Source organism: Burkholderia sp. WAC0059, assembly GCF_002870125.1.
In the GTDB taxonomy this organism is placed as follows: Bacteria; Pseudomonadota; Gammaproteobacteria; order Burkholderiales; family Burkholderiaceae; genus Paraburkholderia.
This window is the reverse complement of sequence record NZ_PNEO01000012.1, coordinates 140,538-160,115: the sequence shown is the minus strand read 5'-3', so window position 1 is coordinate 160,115 and position 19,578 is coordinate 140,538. Positions and strand designations below refer to the sequence as shown.

Annotated in this window: 21 protein-coding genes; 13 read left to right on the top strand and 8 right to left on the bottom strand. The window is 68.3% G+C overall.

The features are described from left to right. Positions 1 to 83: 83 nt before the first annotated feature. Entirely contained in the window at positions 84 to 1,247 is a 1,164-nt protein-coding gene (locus tag CY652_RS14260) for a PA0069 family radical SAM protein (protein WP_102131345.1), read from the top strand. 17 nt (positions 1,248 to 1,264) lie between these two features. Here the strand turns inward: CY652_RS14260 and CY652_RS14255 are convergent, their stop codons facing one another. After that, positions 1,265 to 2,392, bottom strand: a complete 1,128-nt coding sequence (locus CY652_RS14255; RefSeq protein ID WP_374703662.1) for a PQQ-dependent sugar dehydrogenase — start codon at positions 2,390 to 2,392, stop codon at positions 1,265 to 1,267. Between the two features lie 241 nt (positions 2,393 to 2,633). On the opposite strand from CY652_RS14255, the gene rpsP reads away from it, so the two are divergent. The 6 genes from rpsP to CY652_RS14225 all read left to right on the top strand — a co-directional run bounded on the left by rpsP (position 2,634) and on the right by CY652_RS14225 (position 6,918). Continuing rightward, positions 2,634 to 2,888 carry a 30S ribosomal protein S16 gene (rpsP, locus tag CY652_RS14250; protein ID WP_102131343.1) on the top strand — a complete coding sequence of 85 codons (255 nt, stop codon included), beginning with the start codon at positions 2,634 to 2,636 and terminating at the stop codon, positions 2,886 to 2,888. 88 nt (positions 2,889 to 2,976) lie between these two features. Then, positions 2,977 to 3,702 (top strand): ribosome maturation factor RimM, encoded by a 726-nt coding sequence (gene rimM, locus CY652_RS14245; protein ID WP_102131342.1) that lies wholly within the window; start codon positions 2,977 to 2,979, stop codon positions 3,700 to 3,702. Next, positions 3,699 to 4,496, top strand: coding sequence for a tRNA (guanosine(37)-N1)-methyltransferase TrmD (trmD, locus tag CY652_RS14240; RefSeq protein WP_180970602.1), 798 nt, complete (start codon positions 3,699 to 3,701; stop codon positions 4,494 to 4,496). Before rimM ends, trmD begins: the two co-directional genes overlap by 4 nt. A 152-nt stretch (positions 4,497 to 4,648) precedes the next feature. After that, complete coding sequence (rplS, locus tag CY652_RS14235; protein ID WP_102131340.1) at positions 4,649 to 5,038, top strand: 50S ribosomal protein L19; 390 nt, start codon at positions 4,649 to 4,651, stop codon at positions 5,036 to 5,038. 134 nt (positions 5,039 to 5,172) lie between these two features. Then, positions 5,173 to 5,862, top strand: coding sequence for a CoA pyrophosphatase (locus tag CY652_RS14230; RefSeq protein ID WP_102131339.1), 690 nt, complete (start codon positions 5,173 to 5,175; stop codon positions 5,860 to 5,862). A gap of 120 nt (positions 5,863 to 5,982) precedes the next feature. Next, entirely contained in the window at positions 5,983 to 6,918 is a 936-nt protein-coding gene (locus tag CY652_RS14225; RefSeq protein WP_102131338.1) for a CobD/CbiB family protein, read from the top strand. A 62-nt stretch (positions 6,919 to 6,980) separates the two neighbouring features. Here the strand turns inward: CY652_RS14225 and CY652_RS14220 are convergent, their stop codons facing one another. Genes CY652_RS14220 through CY652_RS14210 form a run of 3 tightly spaced genes read right to left on the bottom strand, consistent with a single transcriptional unit; the run spans position 6,981 to position 9,551 of the window. After that, positions 6,981 to 7,301 (bottom strand): putative signal transducing protein, encoded by a 321-nt coding sequence (locus tag CY652_RS14220; protein WP_102131401.1) that lies wholly within the window; start codon positions 7,299 to 7,301, stop codon positions 6,981 to 6,983. 40 nt (positions 7,302 to 7,341) lie between these two features. Continuing rightward, entirely contained in the window at positions 7,342 to 8,295 is a 954-nt protein-coding gene (gene rsgA, locus CY652_RS14215; protein ID WP_102131337.1) for a ribosome small subunit-dependent GTPase A, read from the bottom strand. Next, the gene (locus tag CY652_RS14210) at positions 8,292 to 9,551 is read right to left on the bottom strand and encodes a M48 family metallopeptidase (protein WP_102131336.1); all 1,260 of its coding nucleotides are present in this window, start codon (positions 9,549 to 9,551) and stop codon (positions 8,292 to 8,294) included. The genes rsgA and CY652_RS14210 overlap by 4 nt, the downstream gene beginning before the upstream one ends. A gap of 120 nt (positions 9,552 to 9,671) precedes the next feature. On the opposite strand from CY652_RS14210, the gene orn reads away from it, so the two are divergent. Then, on the top strand, positions 9,672 to 10,277 hold the full coding sequence (orn, locus tag CY652_RS14205) for an oligoribonuclease (protein WP_102131335.1): 606 nt from the start codon (positions 9,672 to 9,674) through the stop codon (positions 10,275 to 10,277). 47 nt (positions 10,278 to 10,324) lie between these two features. Here the strand turns inward: orn and mog are convergent, their stop codons facing one another. After that, the gene (gene mog, locus CY652_RS14200; RefSeq protein ID WP_102131334.1) at positions 10,325 to 10,954 is read right to left on the bottom strand and encodes a molybdopterin adenylyltransferase; all 630 of its coding nucleotides are present in this window, start codon (positions 10,952 to 10,954) and stop codon (positions 10,325 to 10,327) included. Then, on the bottom strand, positions 10,951 to 11,565 hold the full coding sequence (gene yjgA / locus CY652_RS14195; protein WP_102131333.1) for a ribosome biogenesis factor YjgA: 615 nt from the start codon (positions 11,563 to 11,565) through the stop codon (positions 10,951 to 10,953). Before yjgA ends, mog begins: the two co-directional genes overlap by 4 nt. 263 nt (positions 11,566 to 11,828) lie before the next feature. Here yjgA and pmbA point away from each other — a divergent pair, with 263 nt between their 5' ends. Next, entirely contained in the window at positions 11,829 to 13,199 is a 1,371-nt protein-coding gene (gene pmbA, locus CY652_RS14190) for a metalloprotease PmbA (RefSeq protein ID WP_102131332.1), read from the top strand. Positions 13,200 to 13,272: 73 nt separating this feature from the next. Here pmbA and CY652_RS14185 read toward each other — a convergent pair whose 3' ends face one another. Then, positions 13,273 to 13,770, bottom strand: coding sequence for a dihydrofolate reductase (locus CY652_RS14185; protein ID WP_102131331.1), 498 nt, complete (start codon positions 13,768 to 13,770; stop codon positions 13,273 to 13,275). Positions 13,771 to 14,368: 598 nt separating this feature from the next. Here CY652_RS14185 and CY652_RS14180 point away from each other — a divergent pair. The 4 genes from CY652_RS14180 (at position 14,369) to CY652_RS14170 (ending at position 17,927) form a co-directional block, all read left to right on the top strand. After that, positions 14,369 to 15,763 carry a sigma-54 dependent transcriptional regulator gene (locus CY652_RS14180; RefSeq protein ID WP_102131330.1) on the top strand — a complete coding sequence of 465 codons (1,395 nt, stop codon included), beginning with the start codon at positions 14,369 to 14,371 and terminating at the stop codon, positions 15,761 to 15,763. A 229-nt stretch (positions 15,764 to 15,992) separates the two neighbouring features. Then, positions 15,993 to 16,964: a thymidylate synthase gene (locus CY652_RS14175; RefSeq protein WP_102131329.1), complete on the top strand. Its 972-nt coding sequence runs from the start codon at positions 15,993 to 15,995 to the stop codon at positions 16,962 to 16,964. A 201-nt stretch (positions 16,965 to 17,165) separates the two neighbouring features. Then, positions 17,166 to 17,306, top strand: a complete 141-nt coding sequence (locus CY652_RS24495; protein ID WP_180970600.1) for a hypothetical protein — start codon at positions 17,166 to 17,168, stop codon at positions 17,304 to 17,306. Positions 17,307 to 17,423: 117 nt separating this feature from the next. Then, on the top strand, positions 17,424 to 17,927 hold the full coding sequence (locus CY652_RS14170) for an acyl-CoA thioesterase (protein WP_102131328.1): 504 nt from the start codon (positions 17,424 to 17,426) through the stop codon (positions 17,925 to 17,927). Between the two features lie 90 nt (positions 17,928 to 18,017). On the opposite strand, the gene fumC is transcribed toward CY652_RS14170, so the two are convergent. After that, entirely contained in the window at positions 18,018 to 19,418 is a 1,401-nt protein-coding gene (fumC, locus tag CY652_RS14165) for a class II fumarate hydratase (protein WP_102131327.1), read from the bottom strand. Positions 19,419 to 19,578 lie beyond the last annotated feature (160 nt).

The following is a 19,578-nucleotide window of genomic DNA, read 5'->3' as shown; positions in this document are numbered from 1 at the left end:
ACAAAACGGCCCGATACTGTATATTTGAACAGTATCGGGCCGCCGATTTTGCCCGTCCTGTTGCGCCGCCCGCACCTTCCGCCGTGAAAGACGACTCCTCCTCCTTTTCCTCCGACGACTGGCATCCCGTCGCGCCGCCCGCGCCGCGCAAGGGTCGCGGCGCGGTCACGAACCTGCAGGGGCGCTACGAGACGGCGGAGCGCGAGGCGTTCGACGACGGCTGGATTTCGGCCGGAGGGGAAGAGGGCCTGTCGCCGGAGGCGACGGCGCTGCGCACGATGGTCTTCCGCGAGCGCGCGAGGACGATTCTCACGCGCAACCAGTCGCCGGACATCCCGTTCAACGTGTCGCTGAACCCGTACCGGGGCTGCGAGCACGGCTGCATCTACTGCTTCGCGCGCCCGACCCACAGCTATCTCGGGCTTTCGCCGGGCCTCGACTTCGAAAGCCGGATTTACGCGAAGGTCAACGCGGCCGAGCTGCTCGAGCGCGAGCTGGCGAAGCCTTCCTATGTGCCGGAACCGATCGCGCTCGGCGTGAATACGGACGCCTGGCAGCCGGCCGAGCGCGAGCTGTGCATCACGCGCCGCGTGATCGAGGTGCTGCGCGAGCACGGCCATCCGTTCGGGGCGGTGACGAAGTCGTCGCTGATCGAGCGCGATCTCGACCTGCTCGCGCCGATGGCGCAACGCGGGCAGTGCATGGCGGCCGTCACGATCACGACGCTCGACGCCGGGCTGGCCCGCACGCTGGAGCCGCGCGCGGCCACGCCGGAGCGCCGGCTGCGCACGATCCGCACGCTCAGCGAGGCGGGTGTGCCGGTGGGCGTGAGCATCGCGCCCGTCATTCCGTTCGTGACGGAGCCCGATCTGGAGCGGATTCTCGAGGCCTGCGCGCAGGCGGGTGCCGTCAGTGCGAGTTACATCGTGCTGCGACTGCCGTGGGAAGTCGCGCCGCTGTTCCGGCAATGGCTCGACGCGCATTTCCCGGATCGGGCCGCTCGCGTGATGAGCCGCATCCAGGAGATGCGGGGCGGGAAGGACTACGACTCGTCGTTCGCGCACCGGATGAAGGGCACGGGGCCGTGGGCCGACCTCGTGCGCCAGCGCTTCCACAAGGCCGTGCAGCGGCTGGGCCTGAACGGCCGGCGCGGCGGGATACTCGACATGTCGCATTTCCGCCGGCCGGGCGGAGGGGCGGGCCGGCCGGCGCCGGCGCGCGAGAACCGGCAACTGGATCTGTTCTAGCGTCGCGGCGCCGCGCGCTACGGCTTCGTCCATGTGACCCGGTAGATGGCGCCCGCGTAGTCGTCGCTGATCAGCAGCGAGCCGTCGGGCAGCGGCAGCACGTCGTCGGGGCGGCCCCACTCGGTGTCGTCGGGCATCAGCCAGCCCTGGGCGAACACGGTCTCGCGCGCGGCCGAGCCGTCGGGATTCACGCTCACGCGCACCACCCGATAGCCGACTTTTCTGCTGCGGTTCCACGAGCCGTGCTCGGCGATGAAGAGGTTGTCGCGGTAGTCGGGCGGAAACATCGAGCCCGTATAAAAGCGCATGCCGAGCGACGCGACGTGCGCGCCGAGGCCCAGCACGGGCGGGGTGAAACGGCTGCACGGGTGGCCGGCGCCGTACTGCGGGTCCGGGACGTTGCCGCCGTGGCAGTAGGGAAAGCCGAAATCGAGCCCGACGCGCGGCGCGCGGTTGAGCTTGTCGTCGGGGAGGTCGTCGCCGAGCAGGTCGCGGCCGTTGTCGGTGAACCACAGTTCGTGCGTGCGCGGATGCCAGTCGAAACCGACGGTGTTGCGCACGCCGCGCGCGATCGTCTCGTAGTGGCTGCCGTCCGGGTTCATCCGGCCGATCATCGCGTAGCGGTCGCGATCGACGAGGCAGGCGTTGCACGGCGCGCCCTGCGGCACGTAGAGCTTGCCGTCGGGGCCGAACGCGATGAATTTCCAGCCGTGCTCCGGGGAGTCGGGCAGCGCGTCGGTGACGACGACGGGTTTCGGCGGGTCCGCCAGATGTTCGTCGATGGCGTCGTAGCGCAGGATCGACGAAACCGCCGACACGTATAGCGCATCGTCGCGCCAGGCGACGCCGACCGGCATGTCGAGGCCCGAGGCGAGCACGTGGAGGCGCGCGAGCCGGCCGTTGCGCAACTCGAGCGCGTAGACGTGGCCGTCCATGCTGCCGACGTAGAGGATGCCCTTCGGCGAGAGAGTCATCTCGCGGGCGGACGGAACGTCGTCGGATAGCACCTCGATGTGAAAGCCGGGCGGTAGCTGGATACGCCCGATAGGCAGCGCCGCCGACGCGGTCGAAGTGCCCAGGGCCAGCAGGCCGGCCGCCAGCCAGCGCCAGAGGGCGCGCAGGGCGGCGCCCGGTCGGCGCGTCACCGGCCCCGCGGCCGGGGCGTTGCCGTCGGATGGGCACGGAGGACGGAGCCGGGGCCGGATCGGACGCGCGGCGCGCGATACGGGCCGTCCGGGCGCGGGTACGCGTCCGACGGGGGAGGGAACGGGCCAGGGGCGCAGGCGCATCGCCGTTATCCGGTTAAGTGTTTGTTATGGCGTTGGTTTCAGGCTATAATCGCGTGTTTCGGTGGTTCCGAACCTCTGTTTTCAAGGATTCTAGTCTATGGTCATCATCCGCTTGGCACGCGGCGGCTCGAAGAAGCGCCCGTTCTACAACATCGTTGCCACCGATTCGCGCAACCGTCGCGACGGCCGTTTCATCGAACGCGTCGGCTTCTACAACCCGGTCGCGACCAAGGGTGAAGCGCTGCGCATCGCGCAGGATCGCGTCACGTACTGGCAAGGCGTCGGCGCCCAGTTGTCGCCGGCCGTCGAGCGCCTCGTGAAGCAGGCGCAGGCCGCTCAACCGGCAGCTTGAGTCTGTCGCCCGGCCGTTTCATGACGTTCGTGGGCGCAATACGCCGTGCGGGCAGGCCGAGCGCCGGCACCGTTTGCAGGGTTGGCTGATGTCCGCGCACGACGAGAAGCCGGAGCACGACGAATCGATCGTCCGCAGCGGGCGGCGCGTGCAGCCGTCGTTCGGCGCGTTCGTGCCGAAGCCGGGCCGTAGCAGCGCGGCGCGTAGTGTGGCGGCAGATGCAGCAGAAACATCGGGCCAGGCCGAATCGGCGCAGTCGCTTCAATCGGCCCGGTGGCCGGACGATGCTATCGAAGTCGGCGCGATTGTCGATGCCTACGGCCTGAAGGGCTGGGTGAAGGTCGCGGCGCACGCCGGGATCGGGCGGGGCGGCAACGCGCTCGTCAGCGCAAAGCGCTGGTGGCTCGTCAAAGGCCGCGAGCGCAAGCCGTTTGCATGCCTTGCGGCCCGGATTCACGGCGATAGCGTCGTCGCGCAACTGGCCGGCGTGGCCGATCGCGACGCCGCGCTGCTGATGCGCGGCTATCGCGTCCACGTGGGTCGCGACGAATTTCCGGCCCTCGAGGCCGACGAGTTTTACTGGGTCGATCTGATCGGTCTCGAGGTGGTCAACGAGGCCGGCGTCGCGCTCGGCAAGGTGGCCGATCTGATCGACAACGGCGCGCATTCGGTGCTGCGCATCGACTATCCGTCCACGGACAGGGACGGCAAGCCGGCGACCGGCGAGCGGCTGATTCCGTTCGTCGGCGTATACGTGAAGACGGTGGATCAGGCGGCGAAGCGCATCGTCGTCGACTGGGAAGCCGATTACTGAACAGGGTTCGCTCAACGGAGAGGGTGATGCAGTTCGACGTCGTCACGCTCTTTCCCGAGATGTTCCGCGCGCTGACCGACTGGGGCATCACGAGCCGGGCGGCGAAGCAGCAGCGCTACGGGTTGCGCACGTGGAATCCGCGCGATTTCACGACCGACAACTACCGGACGATCGACGACCGGCCCTACGGCGGCGGCCCCGGCATGGTGATGCTGGCGAGGCCGCTCGAGGACGCGATCGACGCGGCAAAGGCGGCGCAGACGCAGCAGGGTGTCGAAGCGGCGCGGGTCGTGCTGATGTCGCCGCAGGGCGCGCCGCTCACGCACGAGCGCGTCATGCGGTTCGCCGGCGAGCCCGGTCTGATTTTGCTGTGCGGCCGTTACGAGGCGATCGACCAGCGGCTCGTCGAGCGCTGCGTGGACGAGGAAGTGAGCCTCGGCGACTTCGTGCTGTCGGGCGGCGAGTTGCCGGCGATGGCGCTGATGGACGCCGTCGTGCGCCAGTTGCCGGGCGTGCTCAACGATGCGCAGTCGGCGGTGCAGGACAGCTTCGTCGACGGTCTGCTCGACTGTCCGCATTACACGCGGCCCGAGGAATACGAGGGTATGCGCGTGCCCGACGTGCTGCTCGGCGGCCATCATGCGGAGATCGGGCAGTGGCGCCGCCGCGAGGCGCTGCGCAACACGCTGCACAAGCGGCCCGATCTGATCGAGAAGGCCAGGAAGAACCAGATGCTGAGCCGTGCCGACGAGGCATGGCTCGCGAGTCTCGCTGGCGAATCCGCCGGGGCGTAAAGCCGCGGCGGGCGTGGGCGGGGCGAAAAGGCGGCGCGAATCTCATGCGTGGGTCGCGCCAGTTGTGAACCCATCCTCTGTCGGGGCCGTGGCGTCGCGGTGGTAACGCGGCGCAGGTGCGAACGCCGGCAAGATGGCTCAAGGAGTCAGTCATGAATCTGATTGCAAAACTCGAGCAGGAAGAAATCCAGCGCGTACTGGGCGAGAAGACCATTCCGGAATTCGGTCCGGGCGATACGGTCATCGTCAACGTGAACGTCGTCGAAGGCACCCGCAAGCGCGTTCAGGCCTACGAAGGCGTCGTGATCGCGAAGCGCAACCGCGGTCTGAACTCGTCGTTCATCGTGCGCAAGATCTCGTCGGGCGAAGGCGTGGAGCGTACGTTCCAGACCTACTCGCCGCTGCTGGCCAGCATCGTCGTGAAGCGTCGCGGCGACGTGCGTCGCGCGAAGCTGTACTACCTGCGCGAGCGTTCGGGCAAGGCCGCCCGGATCAAGGAAAAGCTGGTGTCGAAAGACCGCTCGGCTCCTTCCGAGGCGTAAAAGCGGTAAGAAAAAGCACCCTCCGGGGTGCTTTTTTCTTTTTGGACTCACAATGACGGCGATGCAGGAATCCGGCGCGAGCGACGCGTCGTGAAGAGCCGGACCGGCCGGCGCAGGAAGTTCCGGGGGAGCCGTTGATCCGTCCAGTTTTCGAACCCGAAAGTCTCCCCGTCGAATCGACGGGAATCGATCTGCCGCAGGTGCCGGCGCACCGGCTCACGCCGGCCGGCCTGAGGGCGCGCTTCGCCGGGCAGCTTGTCTGGGAACCCGAGGCATACGATCCACGCGCCGAGGGAATACGCGACCCTCGCGAGGCGGCCGTGCTCGTGCCGCTCGTCGTGCGCGACACGGGCCTGACGGTACTGCTCACGCAGCGGGCCGGCAATCTCAGCAATCATGCCGGACAGATCAGCTTCCCGGGTGGCAGCCGCGACCCCGAGGACGAGAACGCCGTCGCCGTCGCCCTGCGCGAGGCGCGCGAGGAGGTGGGTCTCGACCCGGCGCGCGTCGAGGTGCTCGGCACGCTGCCCGACTACCTGACCGGCACGGGCTTTCGCGTGACGCCCGTGGTCGGCCTCGTGCACGAGCCGTTCACGCTGACGGCCGACGCGCTCGAAGTCGCCGATATTTTCGAGGTGCCGCTCGAATTCCTGATGAACCCGGCCCATCACGAAGTGCGCGTGATGGACTGGCAGGGCGGCGTGCGCCGTTTCTTCGCGATGCCGTATTCCGACACCGCCGCCTCCGGCGTCGGCGCGCGGCGTTTCATCTGGGGCGCGACGGCGGGCATGCTGCGCAACTTCTACCGCTTCCTGCTCGCGTGAGACCTGTCGCGCGCGCGACACGTCGCGCCCGGCGTTTGCGGCCCGACGGGCTCCAGGGACATCTGACCCTGTGCTATCGTTGCATAACGATTTTCAACCCCGAATAGCACGGCGCGTCGCATGACCTTCTTTTCCGTATTGCTGGCTCTCGTCATCGAACAGGTGCGCGCGCTCTCGCCGAACAACCCGGTGATGGCGCTGCTGCGCCTGCACGCGCAATCCGCGGCGCACGGTTTCGACGCCGGCAAGCAGAAGCACGGCGTGCTGGCCTGGCTCATCGTCGTGCTGCCGTGGACGCTCGCCGTGGCGCTCGTCTACTACGTACTCTATCGCATCAGTTTCGTGCTGGCGTTTTTCTGGAACGTCGTGATCGTCTACTTCACGCTCGGGTTCCGCCAGTTCAGCCATTACTTCACCGACATCCATCTCGCGCTCAACAACGACGACGTGCTGCGCGCGCGCGAAATCCTGCAGGAGTGGACCGGCATCGAGGCGGCCGACATGCCCGTGAGCGAGATCGTGCGCCATACGCTCATCCATGCGGTGATCGCCTCGCACCGGCACGTGTTCGGCGTGTTCTTCTGGTTTCTCGTGCCGATCGGTCCGGCCGGAGCCGTGCTTTATCGCATCGCCGAATATCTGGCGCGCGAATGGGCGCGCCCGGCCGACGACCGCACCGAGGCGTTCTCGGGCTTTGCGCAGCACGCGTTCTTCGTGCTCGACTGGATTCCGGCGCGGCTCACCTCGCTCGGATTCGCCATCGTCGGCAACTTCGAGGACGCAATCTATGCGTGGCGCAACCATGCGAACCAGTGGCCCGACACCAACGAGGGCGTGCTGCTCGCGGCCGGCAGCGGCGCGCTCGGCGCGCGCCTGTCCGGGCCGCTCGCCGAGCCGTCGAGCCTCGACGCGCTCACGCCCGGCGAGGGCGGACCGCTCCCGGTCGGCGACGATTGCACGCCGCGCACGCTCCAGTCGGCCGTGGGCCTCGTCTGGCGTGCGGTGATCCTCTGGATGATCCTGCTCCTGATGCTGACCATCGCGATCTGGTTCTGACGCGAAACGAAAGCCGTCTTCTTTTTTTCCGTGTTTTCCCGAGGGCGGGCCGCTTCGGCCCGCTAGTCGTCGCGCACGTCGCGCGCCGTTCCGCATTGCCAGCACACCGTGAATTGCGCTTCCAGCGTTTCGCCGCACTGACGGCAGCGCCAGGACGGCGCGCCGGCCGGCGGTCCGCTGGCGGCCGCGGCGAGCAGCCGCCGCGCGATCTTTGCGTCGCGCTCGTCGACGAGCCAGAGTTCCGGCGCACATTGTTCGGCCGGGATTTCGCCGAGCGCGCCGCTCAGATACCGGTTATGCATTTCGCACGGAATGCCGGCCGTCTGCAGGATGTTGAGCCAGTGCTGGGCGACGAGCAGGTTCGGGGCGCGCGTGAGTTTCAGCATGGCGACGGCTTCGCGGTGCGCGGCGGGATGGGCCGCGTCAGCGCACGACCTGGGTGATTTCGTGCACGAGCTGCGCGTAGAGCGCGTGGCGTTCGCGCGCGATGCGGCCGTCGTCGACCGCCTCGAGGATCGCGCAACCGGGCTCGTGCAGATGATGGCAGTTGTAGAAGCGGCAATGCGCGAGCAACGGCCGGAACTCGGGAAAGGCGCGCTCGAGCGTGCCTTCGGTCAGGTGGTAGAGGCCGAACTCCTGGAAGCCCGGCGAATCGATCAGCGCGCCGCCGCCCGGCAGCGCGTAGCGCCGCGTGAACGTGGTCGTGTGCCGGCCGCTGTTGAGCGCCGTCGAAATCTCGCGGGTCGCGGCTTCGGCGTCGGGCACGAGCAGGTTCACGAGCGTCGACTTGCCCATGCCAGACTGGCCGAGCAGCAGCGTCTCGCGGCCCCGCAACCGGTCTTCGAGCACGGCGCGCGCTGCGTCCGGCTGGGTCTTCACCGAGACCTCGACGACCGGATAGCCGAGCGCGCGATAGCCTTCGAGCCGCGCGCGCGCCGCCGGCAGCGCGGCCGCCACGTCGGTCTTGTTCAGGACGACGAGCGGCTGCAGCGCGTTCGCCCCGGCGGCGACGAGCGCGCGCCCGAGCAGATCCTCGCTGAAGTGCGGCTCGGTGGCGAGCACGATCAGCAACTGGTCGAGGTTCGCCGCGAAGAGCTTCGACTTGTACTGGTCCGAGCGATAGAGCAGGTTGCGCCGCTCGCCGATGGCGGTGATGACGCCCTGGTCGGCCGAGGTCGGTTCGTAGCTCACGCGGTCGCCGACCGCGATCTCGCTGCGCTTGCCGCGCGGAAAGCACTGGAGCGGCGCGCCGCCCGCGTCGGGTGCGACGAGGTAGTGCCGGCCGTGCGCGGCGATCACGATGCCCTGGCAGCGCGTCTTGCCCGATGCCGGCGTGTCGCTGCCGCGTCGCGAGGTCCCCGGCGCGCGCGGGCTCATGCGTGCGACAACAGTCGGTCGATGCGTTGCGAGGCGGGCGGATGCGAGTAATAGAACGCCGTGTAGAGCGGGTCGGGTGTCAGGGTCGAGGCGTTGTCCTCGTAGAGCTTGACGAGCGCGTCGACGAGATGCTGCGCGTCGGTCTGCGAAGCAGCGAACGCGTCCGCTTCGAACTCGTGTTTGCGCGAGCTCAGGCTGCCGAGCGGCGTCACGAAGAACAGGAACACGGGCACCGCGAGGAAGAACAGCACGAGCGCGAGCGCCTCGTTGCCGCCCGCGAGCGAGGGCTGCACGCCGAGCCCCGTGTAGAACCAGGCGCGCGCGGACAGCCAGCCGAGCAGCGCGAGCAACGCGAGGCTGATCGCGAACGTGACCGCCATGCGCTTGACGACGTGCCGGCGCTTGAAGTGGCCGAGCTCGTGCGCGAGGACGGCCTCGATCTCGCTGCCGGAGAGCCGCTCGAGCAGCGTGTCGAAGAAGACGATCCGCTTGCTCGCGCCGAAGCCCGTGAAGTATGCGTTGCCGTGCGCCGAGCGGCGGCTGCCGTCCATGACGAAGAGGCCTTTGGCCGCGAAGCCGCAGCGCTGCATCAGGGCCTCGATGCGCGCGCGCAGCGAGTCGTCCTTCAGCGGCTCGAACTTGTTGAAGAGCGGCGCGATGAAGGTCGGATAGAGCACCAATACGAGCATCTGGAACGCGACCCAGACGCCCCAGGTCCAGAGCCACCAGAACTCGCCCGTCCGCCGCATGAGCCAGAGCACGACGAACAGCAGCGGCAGGCCGAGCACGGCGCCGACCGCCAGGCCCTTGACGCGGTCGGCGAAAAAGATGCGCCGGCTCATGCGGTTGAAGCCGAAGCGCTCCTCGACGACGAACTGCCGGTAGTAGTCGAGCGGCAGCTCGACCAGGCCGGAGATGGCGAGGACCGCCGCGACGAGGGCGATCTGCCCGACGTAGCCGCGCCCGAGCAGGGCCGCGATGCCGCGGTCGAGCGCGCCCACGCCGCCGAGCAGCGTGAGCGCGACGAGCACGGCCGCGCCCACGAAAATTTCGAGCATGGCGAAGCGCGTGCGCGCGACCGTGTAGTCGGCGGCGCGCTGATGCGCGGCAAGCGCGATGGTGGTCGCGAACCGCGGCGGCACGGCGTTGCGGTGTGCGGCGACGAAGCGGATCTGGCGCGACGCGAGCCAGAGTTTCGTCGCGACCATGGCGAGCACCGCGAGAGCGAAGAGGGTGCTGAAGTACAGGGTAGGCATCCGGGGAATCCGTGGTATCTATGCGACAATTATATGATCTTGCCGGCCGCGCGACGCGTCGTTTGCGCGGCCTCGCGTAAGCACTGCCAGCACCGCCAGCACCCAACGGGGCCGACCCTCATGACTGACACATCCGCCAATGCCAATGTCGACGCCGCGCCGCCCGTGCGCAGCGACATGAACCTCATCTGGCTCGACATGGAGATGACAGGGCTCGAGCCCGATACGGATCGCATCATCGAGGTGGCCGTGGTCGTGACGAACTCGACGCTCGACCGCTTGGTCGAGGGGCCGGTGCTCGCGATCCACCAGAGCGACGAGACGCTCGGCAAAATGGACGAGTGGAACCGCAACACGCACGGGCGTTCGGGCCTGACCGACCGCGTGCGTGCCTCGACGGTCACGGAGGAAAGCGCCACGGAACAACTGCTGGCGTTTCTCGGCCAGTACGTGCCGCCGGGCAAGTCGCCGATGTGCGGCAACTCGATCTGCCAGGACCGCCGCTTCATGGCTCGCTGGATGCCGGAACTCGAACGCTTCTTCCATTACCGCAACCTCGACGTGAGCACGCTCAAGGAGCTGTGCCGGCGCTGGCAGCCCGCGATCTACAAGGGCTTCCAGAAACGCGCGATGCACACGGCGCTGGCCGACATCCACGAGTCGATCGACGAACTCAAGTACTACCGCGAGCACTTCCTGATTCCCGGCGCGGCCGAGGCAGGCTGAACCCGGCCGCGCCCGCGGCTGCGCCATCGCATCGGCCGGCAAGCGTCTCAGGCCGCGTCGCGCGGCGCTCGCTGCGCGCTCTTCGGCCGGAACGCGGCGACCACGGACGGATTCGTTTCGATGTACGGCCCGCCGATCAGGTCGATGCAGTAGGGCACGGCCGCGAAGATGCCCGGCACCGTCACGGCGCCCGATTCGTCGCGCAGGCCTTCGAGCGTTTCCCGGATCGATTTCGGCTGGCCCGGCAGGTTGACGATGAGCGCCGCGTGGTCGTCCGTTTCGCGGATCACCGCGACCTGGCGCGAGAGGATCGCCGTCGGCACGAAGTTGAGGCTGATCTGCCGCATCTGCTCGCCGAAGCCCGGCATGGCCTTCGTCGCCACCGCGAGCGTCGCCTCGGGCGTCACGTCGCGGCGCGCCGGCCCGGTGCCGCCCGTCGTCAGCACGAGATCGCAGCCGAGGCCGTCGACGAGCGCCGTCAGCGTCGCCGAGATGGTCGCCGCGTCGTCGTGGATGAGCCGCGTCTCGGCGCGCCACGGCGAGACGAGCGCCGTGCCGAGCCATTCCCGCAGCGACGGGATGCCCTTGTCCTCGTAGACGCCGCTCGTCGCGCGGTCGCTCACCGAGACGAGGCCGATCACGAGTTCGTCGGGGGTGCTGCGCGTCGGTTTCGTCATGACTCGTCGTCCTCGTCGTGTGCCTCGCCGGCGGGCGCGTCGGCATTCGCTCCGGCGTCTTCGTCTTCGCCGCCGCTCGCGGTCTTGATCCACTGGAACAGCTCGCGGAAATAACGCGGCGGCTTGCCCTGCTGCGCCTCGCGGCGCGCGTTGCGGATCAGCGTGCGGCCTTCCTGCGGGTCCGCGCCCGGATGTTCGCGAATGAACGTCGTGAGCGCGCCGTCGTCGGCGAGCAACTGGTCGCGCGTGCGCTCGATCCAGTGCAGTCGCGCCGTGGCGGCCCGGTTGACGCCGCGGTGCGCCTCGAGCGCCGTGCGCAGCGCGGCGGTTTCGTCGTCGTGGAGCGTGCGCATCACGCGCCCGACGTACTGGAGCTGGCGGCGCCTGCCTTCGTGATCGGTGATGCGGCGCGCCTCGTGGACCGCGTCGGCGAGGTGCGCGGGCATCGGCATGCGCTTGAGCGCGTCCTTCGGCAGCTCGACGAGCGCAACGCCCAGCTCCTGGAGCGCGTGCATCTCGCGCTTGAGCTGCGACTTGCTCGGACGATCGTAGCCGTTGCTCTCGTCGTCGGCCTCGTCGTGAATCGGTTGAATGCGAGTTTTGCGTGTCATGGAGCGTATTGTAGCGGTTGCACGCCCCCGCAAGCCGCCCGCGGCGAGGGGCGCGAGGAAGCGGGGCCGATGTGCGAAATCCGCGAAACCTGCGAAATCCGGGACGCAGCCCGGAGAACCGGTCTCGACCCGATATCGAGTGGGGCCGCTACGTCCGGACAGACCTTGCTATGATCGCGGAACACGCCCGCAAGGCGACATCGATACCGATCTCCAACCGACCCCAGCGGGCCGCATGGGCCCCGAACCGGACCGTAACGACAATGGCAGCAGACACCGAAGCCCGGCAGCGCTTTTTCCCGCACACCCAGGACGAATTGAAGGAAATCGCCTCGGACATTCTTCGTCACGCGAAGGCGCTCGGCGCGAGCGACGCGGCGACCGAGATTTCCGAGGGCGACGGCCTGTCCGTGTCCGTGCGGCGCGGCGAAGTCGAAACCATCGAGCACAACCGCGACAAGACGGTCGGCGTCACCGTCTACCTCGGCAAGAAGCGCGGCAACGCGAGCACGTCCGACTTTTCGCCGGCCGCGCTGAAGGACACGGTGGCGGCCGCCTACAACATCGCGCGCTTCACGGCCGACGACGACTGCGCGGGCCTTGCCGAGCGCGAGCTGCTCGAGACGGCGCCGCGCGACCTCGATCTCTACCACCCGTGGGCGCTCACGGCCGACGAGGCCGTCGCGATCGCGCGGCGCGCCGAGGACGCGGCGTTCGCCACCGATCCGCGCGTGACGAATTCCGAAGGCGCGAGCGTGTCGGCGCAGCACTCGCAGTTCGTGCTCGGCACCTCGCGCGGCTTCCTCGCCGGCTACCCGTTTTCGCGGCACTACATTGCCTGCGCGCCGATCGCGGGTTCCGGGCGCCAGATGCAGCGCGGCGACTGGTATACGTCGAAGCGCGTCGCCGGCGAACTGGCGGCGCCGGAGGCCGTGGGCCGTTACGCGGCCGAGCGCGCGCTCTCGCGCGTCGGCGCGCGCGGGCTCGACACGCGCAAGGTGCCGGTGCTGTTCGAGGCGCCGCTCGCGGCGGGCCTGCTCGGCTCGTTCGTGCAGGCGACGAGCGGCGGCGCGCTTTACCGCAAGACGTCGTTCCTCGTCGACAGCCTCGGCAAACCGGTCTTCGCGCCGCACGTGCAGATCGTCGAGGACCCGCACGTGCGGCGCGCGGCCGGCAGCGCGGCGTTCGACGAGGAGGGCGTGCGCACGCATCGGCGCGAGGTCGTGAAGGACGGCGTGGTGCAGGGCTATTTCCTGTCCACCTATTCGGCGCGCAAGCTCGGCATGCAGACGACGGGCAATGCCGGCGGCTCGCACAACCTCTCGTTCACGAGCTCGCTCACGCAGCCCGACGACGACTTCGAGGCGATGCTCAGGAAGCTCGGCACGGGCCTCTTGCTGACCGAACTGATGGGGCAGGGCGTCAACTACGTGACGGGCGATTACTCGCGCGGCGCGTCGGGCTTCTGGGTCGAGAACGGCAAGATCCAGCATCCGGTCGAGGAGATCACCGTGGCGAGCACGCTCCAGGAGATGTTCCGCCACATCGTCGCCGTGGGCGCCGACACGATCGTGCGCGGCACGAAGCAGACGGGCTCGATACTGATCGAGCGGATGACGGTCGCCGGGCAGTGATGCGACCGTGCCTGCGTCCGGCGCGGGCAGAAAGGAGGACACCGAAACGGCACGCCTGGCGCGTGCCGTTTTTTTATGCGCGGCGCGCGTAGGCGACGAAGGCGAAATCGAAGTCGTTGGGCGGACCCGCGTGCCGCGTCTCGCGCGAGGTTTCTCGCCAGTGCGCCGGGTCCGGCGCGGCAAAGGTGGCGTCGCCGTCGACGTCGGCCGTGATTTCCGTGACGAGCAGCCGGTTCGCCTTGCCGAGGCCCTCCGCGTAGAGCTGCGCGCCGCCGATCAGGAACGCCTCGGATGCGCCGTCGCTCGCGGCGATCGCGAGCGCGGCGTCGAGGCTTGCCGCCGTGTCGCAGCCTTCGAAACGTTTTCTGGCGTCGCGCGTGACGACGATGTTGCGCCGCCCCGGCAGCGGCCGGCCGATCGATTCGTGAGTCTTGCGGCCCATGATGACGGGCGCGCCCATCGTGGTGCGCTTGAAGAACGCGAGGTCCTCGGGCAGCCGCCAGGGAAGCTGGTTGTCGCGGCCGATCACGCCGTTGCGCGCGCGGGCGACGATCAGGGTAAGCGTCGTCATCGGGAGAGAGTCCGGGTCGTTTTGTCGGGCAGGCCGATTCTACCCGACGCCGCGCGCCCGGCCGGCCGCGCGGCAAATGACGAAACATGGGCGTCGCAGGCCGTTCATTACCGAATCGGGGCCTCCGGAATCGAGGCCGGATTAGAAAGTCCGATTCAGGCGAAAATGTTTCAGTCCTGAAACGAAAAAGCCGCGAATCAAAAAAACGGCGTCCCGACATCGAATTGCGGGGTTGCCGTGTTAATCGAATCCGTAATCATGAAACGAAACGTTTTAAATCGATTGATCATACGAAATTCGGCCGTGAAAATCCGGGAGCGCCTGTACGCGGGCTTCCGTTGATTTGATATGCATAAACCCTGTCACCGTCGCCACGTATATAGTAAGCTTGCGGAAAAGAATACATCCGACCATAAAAAGAAGCCCGGTTTTTGGGTTATATTCCGCATTCCGCATCGGGGATGAGTGCTGTCAGTCAGTATGAAATGGCATGGCCGTTCGCTGCTTTTCCGAAGCGCGCGACGGTTCTATATCGCGCGCCGGGTGTTCGGGCGCACGCAGTCATTCTCAAACAAGTGTTGGCGAGAGGATCTGAATGATGGAATCCGCAACGCGGCAACTGATTTATCTGACGCGTCGTCCCAATGCCGTGCTCCACGACCGTTTTCACGAGCGAGGGTGGCAGGTCGAGGTGGTCGACAGCGCGCGCGATGCAAAGCGCGTGCTGCGCGTGGGGCAGCCCGCAGGGGGGCTGCTCGATTTGTCGAGTCATTTCCAGCATCGCGAGGTCGGTTCGTTCGAGGCCTGCCTCGGCCTGCCCAACGTCGGCTGGGTGGCGACGACGACGACGGGGCAATTGCAGGACGCCGCGCTGCGCCGGCTCGTGCGCGACTACTGTTTCGATTACGTGACGGTGCCGTGGAGCGACGAGCGCATCATCGACTCGGTCGGTCACGCCTGGGGCATGATGGCGCTCGGCGAGCCTGCGCCGAACGACCGGCCGGGCGGCAGCGAGGGCGAGATGGTCGGCTCGTGCGACGCAATGCTCACGCTGTTCCGCTCGATCCGCAAGGTCGCGATGACCGACGCGCCTGTGTTCATCTCCGGCGAGTCGGGCACGGGCAAGGAGCTGACGGCGCTCGCGATCCACGAGCGCTCGGTGCGCCGCGACCAGTCGTTCGTGCCGATCAACTGCGGCGCGATCCCGCACCATCTTCTGCAATCCGAACTCTTCGGCTACGAGCGCGGCGCGTTCACGGGCGCGAGCCAGCGCAAGATCGGCCGCGTCGAGGCGGCCAACGGCGGCACGCTCTTTCTCGACGAGATCGGCGACCTGCCGCTCGAAAGCCAGGCGAGCCTCCTGCGCTTTCTCCAGGAGGGGCGCATCGAGCGGCTCGGCGGCCACGAGTCGATTTCCGTCGACGTGCGGATCATCTCCGCCACGCACGTCGACATGCGCGCCGCCCTGTGCGAGGGGCGCTTTCGCCAGGATCTCTATCACCGCCTCTGCGTGCTGCAGATCGACGAGCCGCCGCTGCGCGCGCGCGGCAAGGACATCGAATTGCTCGCGCGGCACATGCTCGAGCGTTTCAGGAAGGATGCGAGCCGGCGTCTGCGCGGGTTCTCGCCCGACGCGGTCGCCGCGCTGCACAACTACGGCTGGCCCGGCAACGTGCGCGAACTCATCAACCGCGTACGGCGCGCCATCGTGATGTGCGAGGGCCGCTCGATCACGGCGCGCGACCTGGAGCTGGCCGACTACGTGGACGTCGTGCCGGTCTCGCTCGCCCAGGCGCGCGAGGCGGCCGAGCGACAGGCGATCGAACTCGCGCTGTTGCGCCATCGGGGCCGGCTCGGCGACGCGGCGCAGGAGCTCGGCATTTCGCGCGTGACGCTGTACCGGCTGCTCTGCGCGCACGGCATGCGCCACATGGAAGGCGGCGAGGCGCTTGCCTCGAACGCGGCAGGGCTCGGCAGCCGCTCGATGCGCTAGGGTCGTCTGCCCGCGGGGGGGGCCATCGCGGGCCGGCGAACGGGTCTTTGCGCGGGCGGCGCAGCGCAAGGCGGGAGGGCGGCGCGCCGTCCGGTCCGGACCGGCGGCGACCGGCGCCGGCGCGACGGAGCCCCGGTCCGGCGTCCGGACTCCGGTGCCGAGCTTGCTAGAATGGGGTTTTCCGTCATCCACGATCCGCGCGCACGCGCGAGGACCGAAGGCAACCCGCATGAAACAGTATCTCGACCTGGTGCGCGCGATTCTCGACACCGGCGCGTGGCAGGAGAATCGCACCGGCATCCGCACCATCAGCATGCCCGGCGCGTCGCTGCGCTTCGATCTCCAGCAGGGTTTTCCGGCCGTCACCACGAAGCGGCTCGCCTTCAAGTCCGCCGTCGGCGAGCTGGTCGGTTTCTTGCGCGCCTCGCGCAGCGCGGCCGACTTCCGCGCGCTCGGCTGCCGGGTCTGGGACGCCAACGCGAACGAGAACGCGCAGTGGCTCGCGAACCCGTACCGCGAGGGCGCGGACGATCTCGGCTGCGTGTACGGCGTGCAGTGGCGCCGGTGGCCGGCCTACAAGGTGCTCGACGCCGCCGCGCACGCGCAGATCGCCGACGCCGAGGCGCGCGGCTATGCGCGCGTGACGGCGTTCGAGGAGGACGGCGGCCAGAAGGTGCTGCTCTACAAGGCCATCGACCAGTTGCGCCAGTGTCTCGATACGATCATGCGGAACCCGTCCGACCGGCGCATTCTCTTTCACGGCTGGAACCCGGCGGCGCTCGACGAGATCGCGCTGCCGGCTTGCCATCTGCTCTACCAGTTCCTGCCGAACGTCGCGCGCCGCGAAATTTCGCTGTGCCTCTACATCCGCAGCAACGATGTCGGCCTCGGCACGCCGTTCAACCTGGCCGAGGGCGCGGCGCTGCTGCACCTGGTCGGCCGGCTGACGGGCTACACGCCGCGCTGGTTCGCCTATTTCATTGGCGATGCGCACATCTACGAGAATCAGCTCGACATGCTGCACGAGCAGTTGCGCCGCGAGCCCTACGAGAGCCCGCGCCTCGAAATTGCGGCGCGCGTGCCCGAGTACGCGCAGACCGGCCGCTACGAGCCGGACTGGCTCGAGAAGATCGAGCCGGCCGATTTCTCGCTGGTCGGCTATCGGCACCACGAGCCGCTGACGGCGCCGATGGCCGTCTAGTTTCCGGGTGTTTTTGCTCATGCCCGCTCGCCGCGCCTGCCCGGCGCAGCGGGGCGGCCCGCAAAGCGCGAGGCTTCGCGGGCTTTTTCCTGTCTCCTGACCGTCGCATGCGCCGGCTGCGGCGAGTCCCTGCGCGCGGCAGGCCGCTGCGCTAGAATGGGCCGTTCATTTCGTCGTTGATTTCATCGCAATCAGGCAGTCATGAAACGGTTCTTTGCACTGGCGGCGGCCGTGCTGCTCTGCGCGGCCTGTGCGCAGGGCGGCGCCCCATCGTCGTCGAGCGGCGCGAGCGGCATTACGATGTACGGCACGCTCGACCAGGGCGTGGTGGTGAGCCGCTGAGCACGGCGACGCCGGCTCTCTGCTCCGGCCCGCCAGCGCGGGTCGTCATGGCCTCGTATAATCGGCTCCACCCATCTCATCCCGGTCCGCGCGAGCGGCGTAACGCATGGAGTCAGAATGAACACCCCATCCCAGCCGTTGGATCGCGCCGAAACGACCTTCCGCTTTCTGGCCGAACCGACCTCGGTCAATTTCGGCGGCAAGGTGCACGGCGGCGCACTGATGAAGTGGATCGACGAAGCGGCCTACGCATGCGCGGCCGTGTGGTCGAGCCGCTATTGCGTGACGGTGAGCGTGGGCAACATCCGCTTTCGCCGCCCGATCATGGTGGGCAACATGGTCGAGCTGCGCGCGCGCGTAGTGGCGACGGGCCGCACGAGCATGCACATCCACATCTCGGTGCACGCGGGAGACCCCAAGAGCGGCCAGCTTCGTCAGACCACCGATTGTCTCGTCGTGTTCGTCGCCGTGGACGAGAACGGCAACCCGGTGCCGGTGCCGTCGTTCGTGCCGCAGACCGACGAGGAGAAACGCCTCGCGAAATACGCAATGGACGTGAGGGAAGCGCTCGACGCGATCATCGAGCTCAAGCCGGAAGAGGTCGCGAAGGGCGCGGTCTGATCGCGCCGGCAGGGTGCGGCGGGAGGCGGCCGGTCGATTCGGCTTCTCCTCCTGCCCGGTTCCCCGCTGCCCGGCCGTCCAGGCCTTGAATCAGCCCTTCAGATTGCCCACCATGTCGGCGGGCTTCACCCATTCGTCGAACTGCGCCTCGCTCACGTAGCCGAGCGCGAGCGCCGATGCCTTCAGCGTCGTGCCTTCCTTGTGCGCCTTCTTCGCGATTTGCGCGGCCTTGTCGTAGCCGATGTGCGGATTGAGCGCCGTCACGAGCATCAGCGATTCGTTGAGCAGCGTCTCGATGCGCGCATGGTTCGGCTCGATGCCGACGGCGCAGTTGTCGTTGAAGCTCAGCGCGCCGTCGGCGAGCAGCCGGATCGACTGCAGCACGTTGTGCGCGATCATCGGCCGGAACACGTTCAGCTCGAAGTTGCCGCTCGCGCCGCCGACGTTCACCGCCACGTCGTTGCCGAACACCTGGCAGCAGAGCATCGTCACCGCTTCGGACTGCGTCGGGTTGACCTTGCCCGGCATGATCGAGCTGCCCGGCTCGTTTTCCGGGATCGACAGCTCGCCGAGCCCGCAGCGCGGGCCGCTCGCGAGCCAGCGCACGTCGTTGGCGATCTTCATCAGGCTCGCGGCGACCGTCTTCAGCGCGCCGTGCGCGAACACGAGCGCATCGGCTGCGGCCATCACCTCGAACTTGTTGGGCGCCGAGACGAACGGCAGGCCGGTGAGCCGGCCGATCGTCGCGGCCACCTGGTCCGCGAATTGCGGATGCGCGTTGAGCCCCGTGCCGACGGCCGTGCCGCCCTGGGCGAGCTGGTACAGATGCGGTAGCGCCGACTCGACGTGCGCGATGCCGTGGTCGAGCTGCGCGACGTAGCCCGAGAACTCCTGGCCGAGCGTGAGCGGCGTGGCGTCCTGCAGGTGCGTGCGGCCGATCTTGACGATGCCGGCGAACGCCTTCGCCTTGCCGTCGAGCGTCGCGCGCAGCGTCTTCAGCGCGGGCAGCAGATGCTTGACGATGCCGACGGCGGCCGCGATGTGCATCGCGGTCGGGAACACGTCGTTCGACGACTGGCCGCGGTTCACGTCGTCGTTCGGATGGATCTTGCGCGCTTCGCCGCGCTCGCCGCCGAGCAGCTCGCTCGCGCGGTTCGCGATCACCTCGTTGAGGTTCATGTTGGTCTGCGTGCCGGAGCCCGTCTGCCAGACCGCGAGCGGGAATTCGCTCGCGTGCTGGCCCGCGACGATCTCGTCGGCGGCGGCGATGATCGCCTCGGCCTTCTGCGCGTCGAGCACGCCGAGCCCGCGGTTCACCTCGGCCGCCGCGCGCTTGATGAGCGCGAGCGCGTCGACGATCTCGGGCGACTGCTTCTCGGTGGAGATGCGGAAGTTCTGCAGCGAGCGCTGGGTCTGGGCGCCCCACAGCCGCGCGGCCGGCACGGCGATTTCGCCGAACGTGTCGCGCTCCATTCTTACGTCTTCGGTCATGTCGATGCTCCGGTTGACTGCTGGGTTGCGATGGGCGCGCGGTCAGGGCGAGCGGCCGCCGCGCCGTCGCGTGGATTCGGCGGCAGCAGCAAGAATAGCCCGGTTGGCGCGTTCGCGTGAAAACCCGTGCAGCGACGTCTCGGGCCGCCCCGACGACCGG

Bases quoted from the DNA above. Each gene is read 5' to 3' on its own strand.
- rpsP (WP_102131343.1), top strand. From the start codon at position 2,634: ATGGTCATCATCCGCTTGGCACGCGGCGGCTCGAAGAAGCGCCCGTTC.
- rimM (WP_102131342.1), top strand. From the start codon at position 2,977: ATGTCCGCGCACGACGAGAAGCCGGAGCACGACGAATCGATCGTCCGC.
- rplS (WP_102131340.1), top strand. From the start codon at position 4,649: ATGAATCTGATTGCAAAACTCGAGCAGGAAGAAATCCAGCGCGTACTG.
- CY652_RS14225 (WP_102131338.1), top strand. From the start codon at position 5,983: ATGACCTTCTTTTCCGTATTGCTGGCTCTCGTCATCGAACAGGTGCGC.
- rsgA (WP_102131337.1), bottom strand. From the start codon at position 8,295: ATGAGCCCGCGCGCGCCGGGGACCTCGCGACGCGGCAGCGACACGCCG.
- CY652_RS14210 (WP_102131336.1), bottom strand. From the start codon at position 9,551: ATGCCTACCCTGTACTTCAGCACCCTCTTCGCTCTCGCGGTGCTCGCC.
- orn (WP_102131335.1), top strand. From the start codon at position 9,672: ATGACTGACACATCCGCCAATGCCAATGTCGACGCCGCGCCGCCCGTG.
- mog (WP_102131334.1), bottom strand. From the start codon at position 10,954: ATGACGAAACCGACGCGCAGCACCCCCGACGAACTCGTGATCGGCCTC.
- yjgA (WP_102131333.1), bottom strand. From the start codon at position 11,565: ATGACACGCAAAACTCGCATTCAACCGATTCACGACGAGGCCGACGAC.
- pmbA (WP_102131332.1), top strand. From the start codon at position 11,829: ATGGCAGCAGACACCGAAGCCCGGCAGCGCTTTTTCCCGCACACCCAG.
- CY652_RS14185 (WP_102131331.1), bottom strand. From the start codon at position 13,770: ATGACGACGCTTACCCTGATCGTCGCCCGCGCGCGCAACGGCGTGATC.
- CY652_RS14180 (WP_102131330.1), top strand. From the start codon at position 14,369: ATGGAATCCGCAACGCGGCAACTGATTTATCTGACGCGTCGTCCCAAT.
- CY652_RS14175 (WP_102131329.1), top strand. From the start codon at position 15,993: ATGAAACAGTATCTCGACCTGGTGCGCGCGATTCTCGACACCGGCGCG.
- CY652_RS24495 (WP_180970600.1), top strand. From the start codon at position 17,166: ATGAAACGGTTCTTTGCACTGGCGGCGGCCGTGCTGCTCTGCGCGGCC.
- CY652_RS14170 (WP_102131328.1), top strand. From the start codon at position 17,424: ATGAACACCCCATCCCAGCCGTTGGATCGCGCCGAAACGACCTTCCGC.
- fumC (WP_102131327.1), bottom strand. From the start codon at position 19,418: ATGACCGAAGACGTAAGAATGGAGCGCGACACGTTCGGCGAAATCGCC.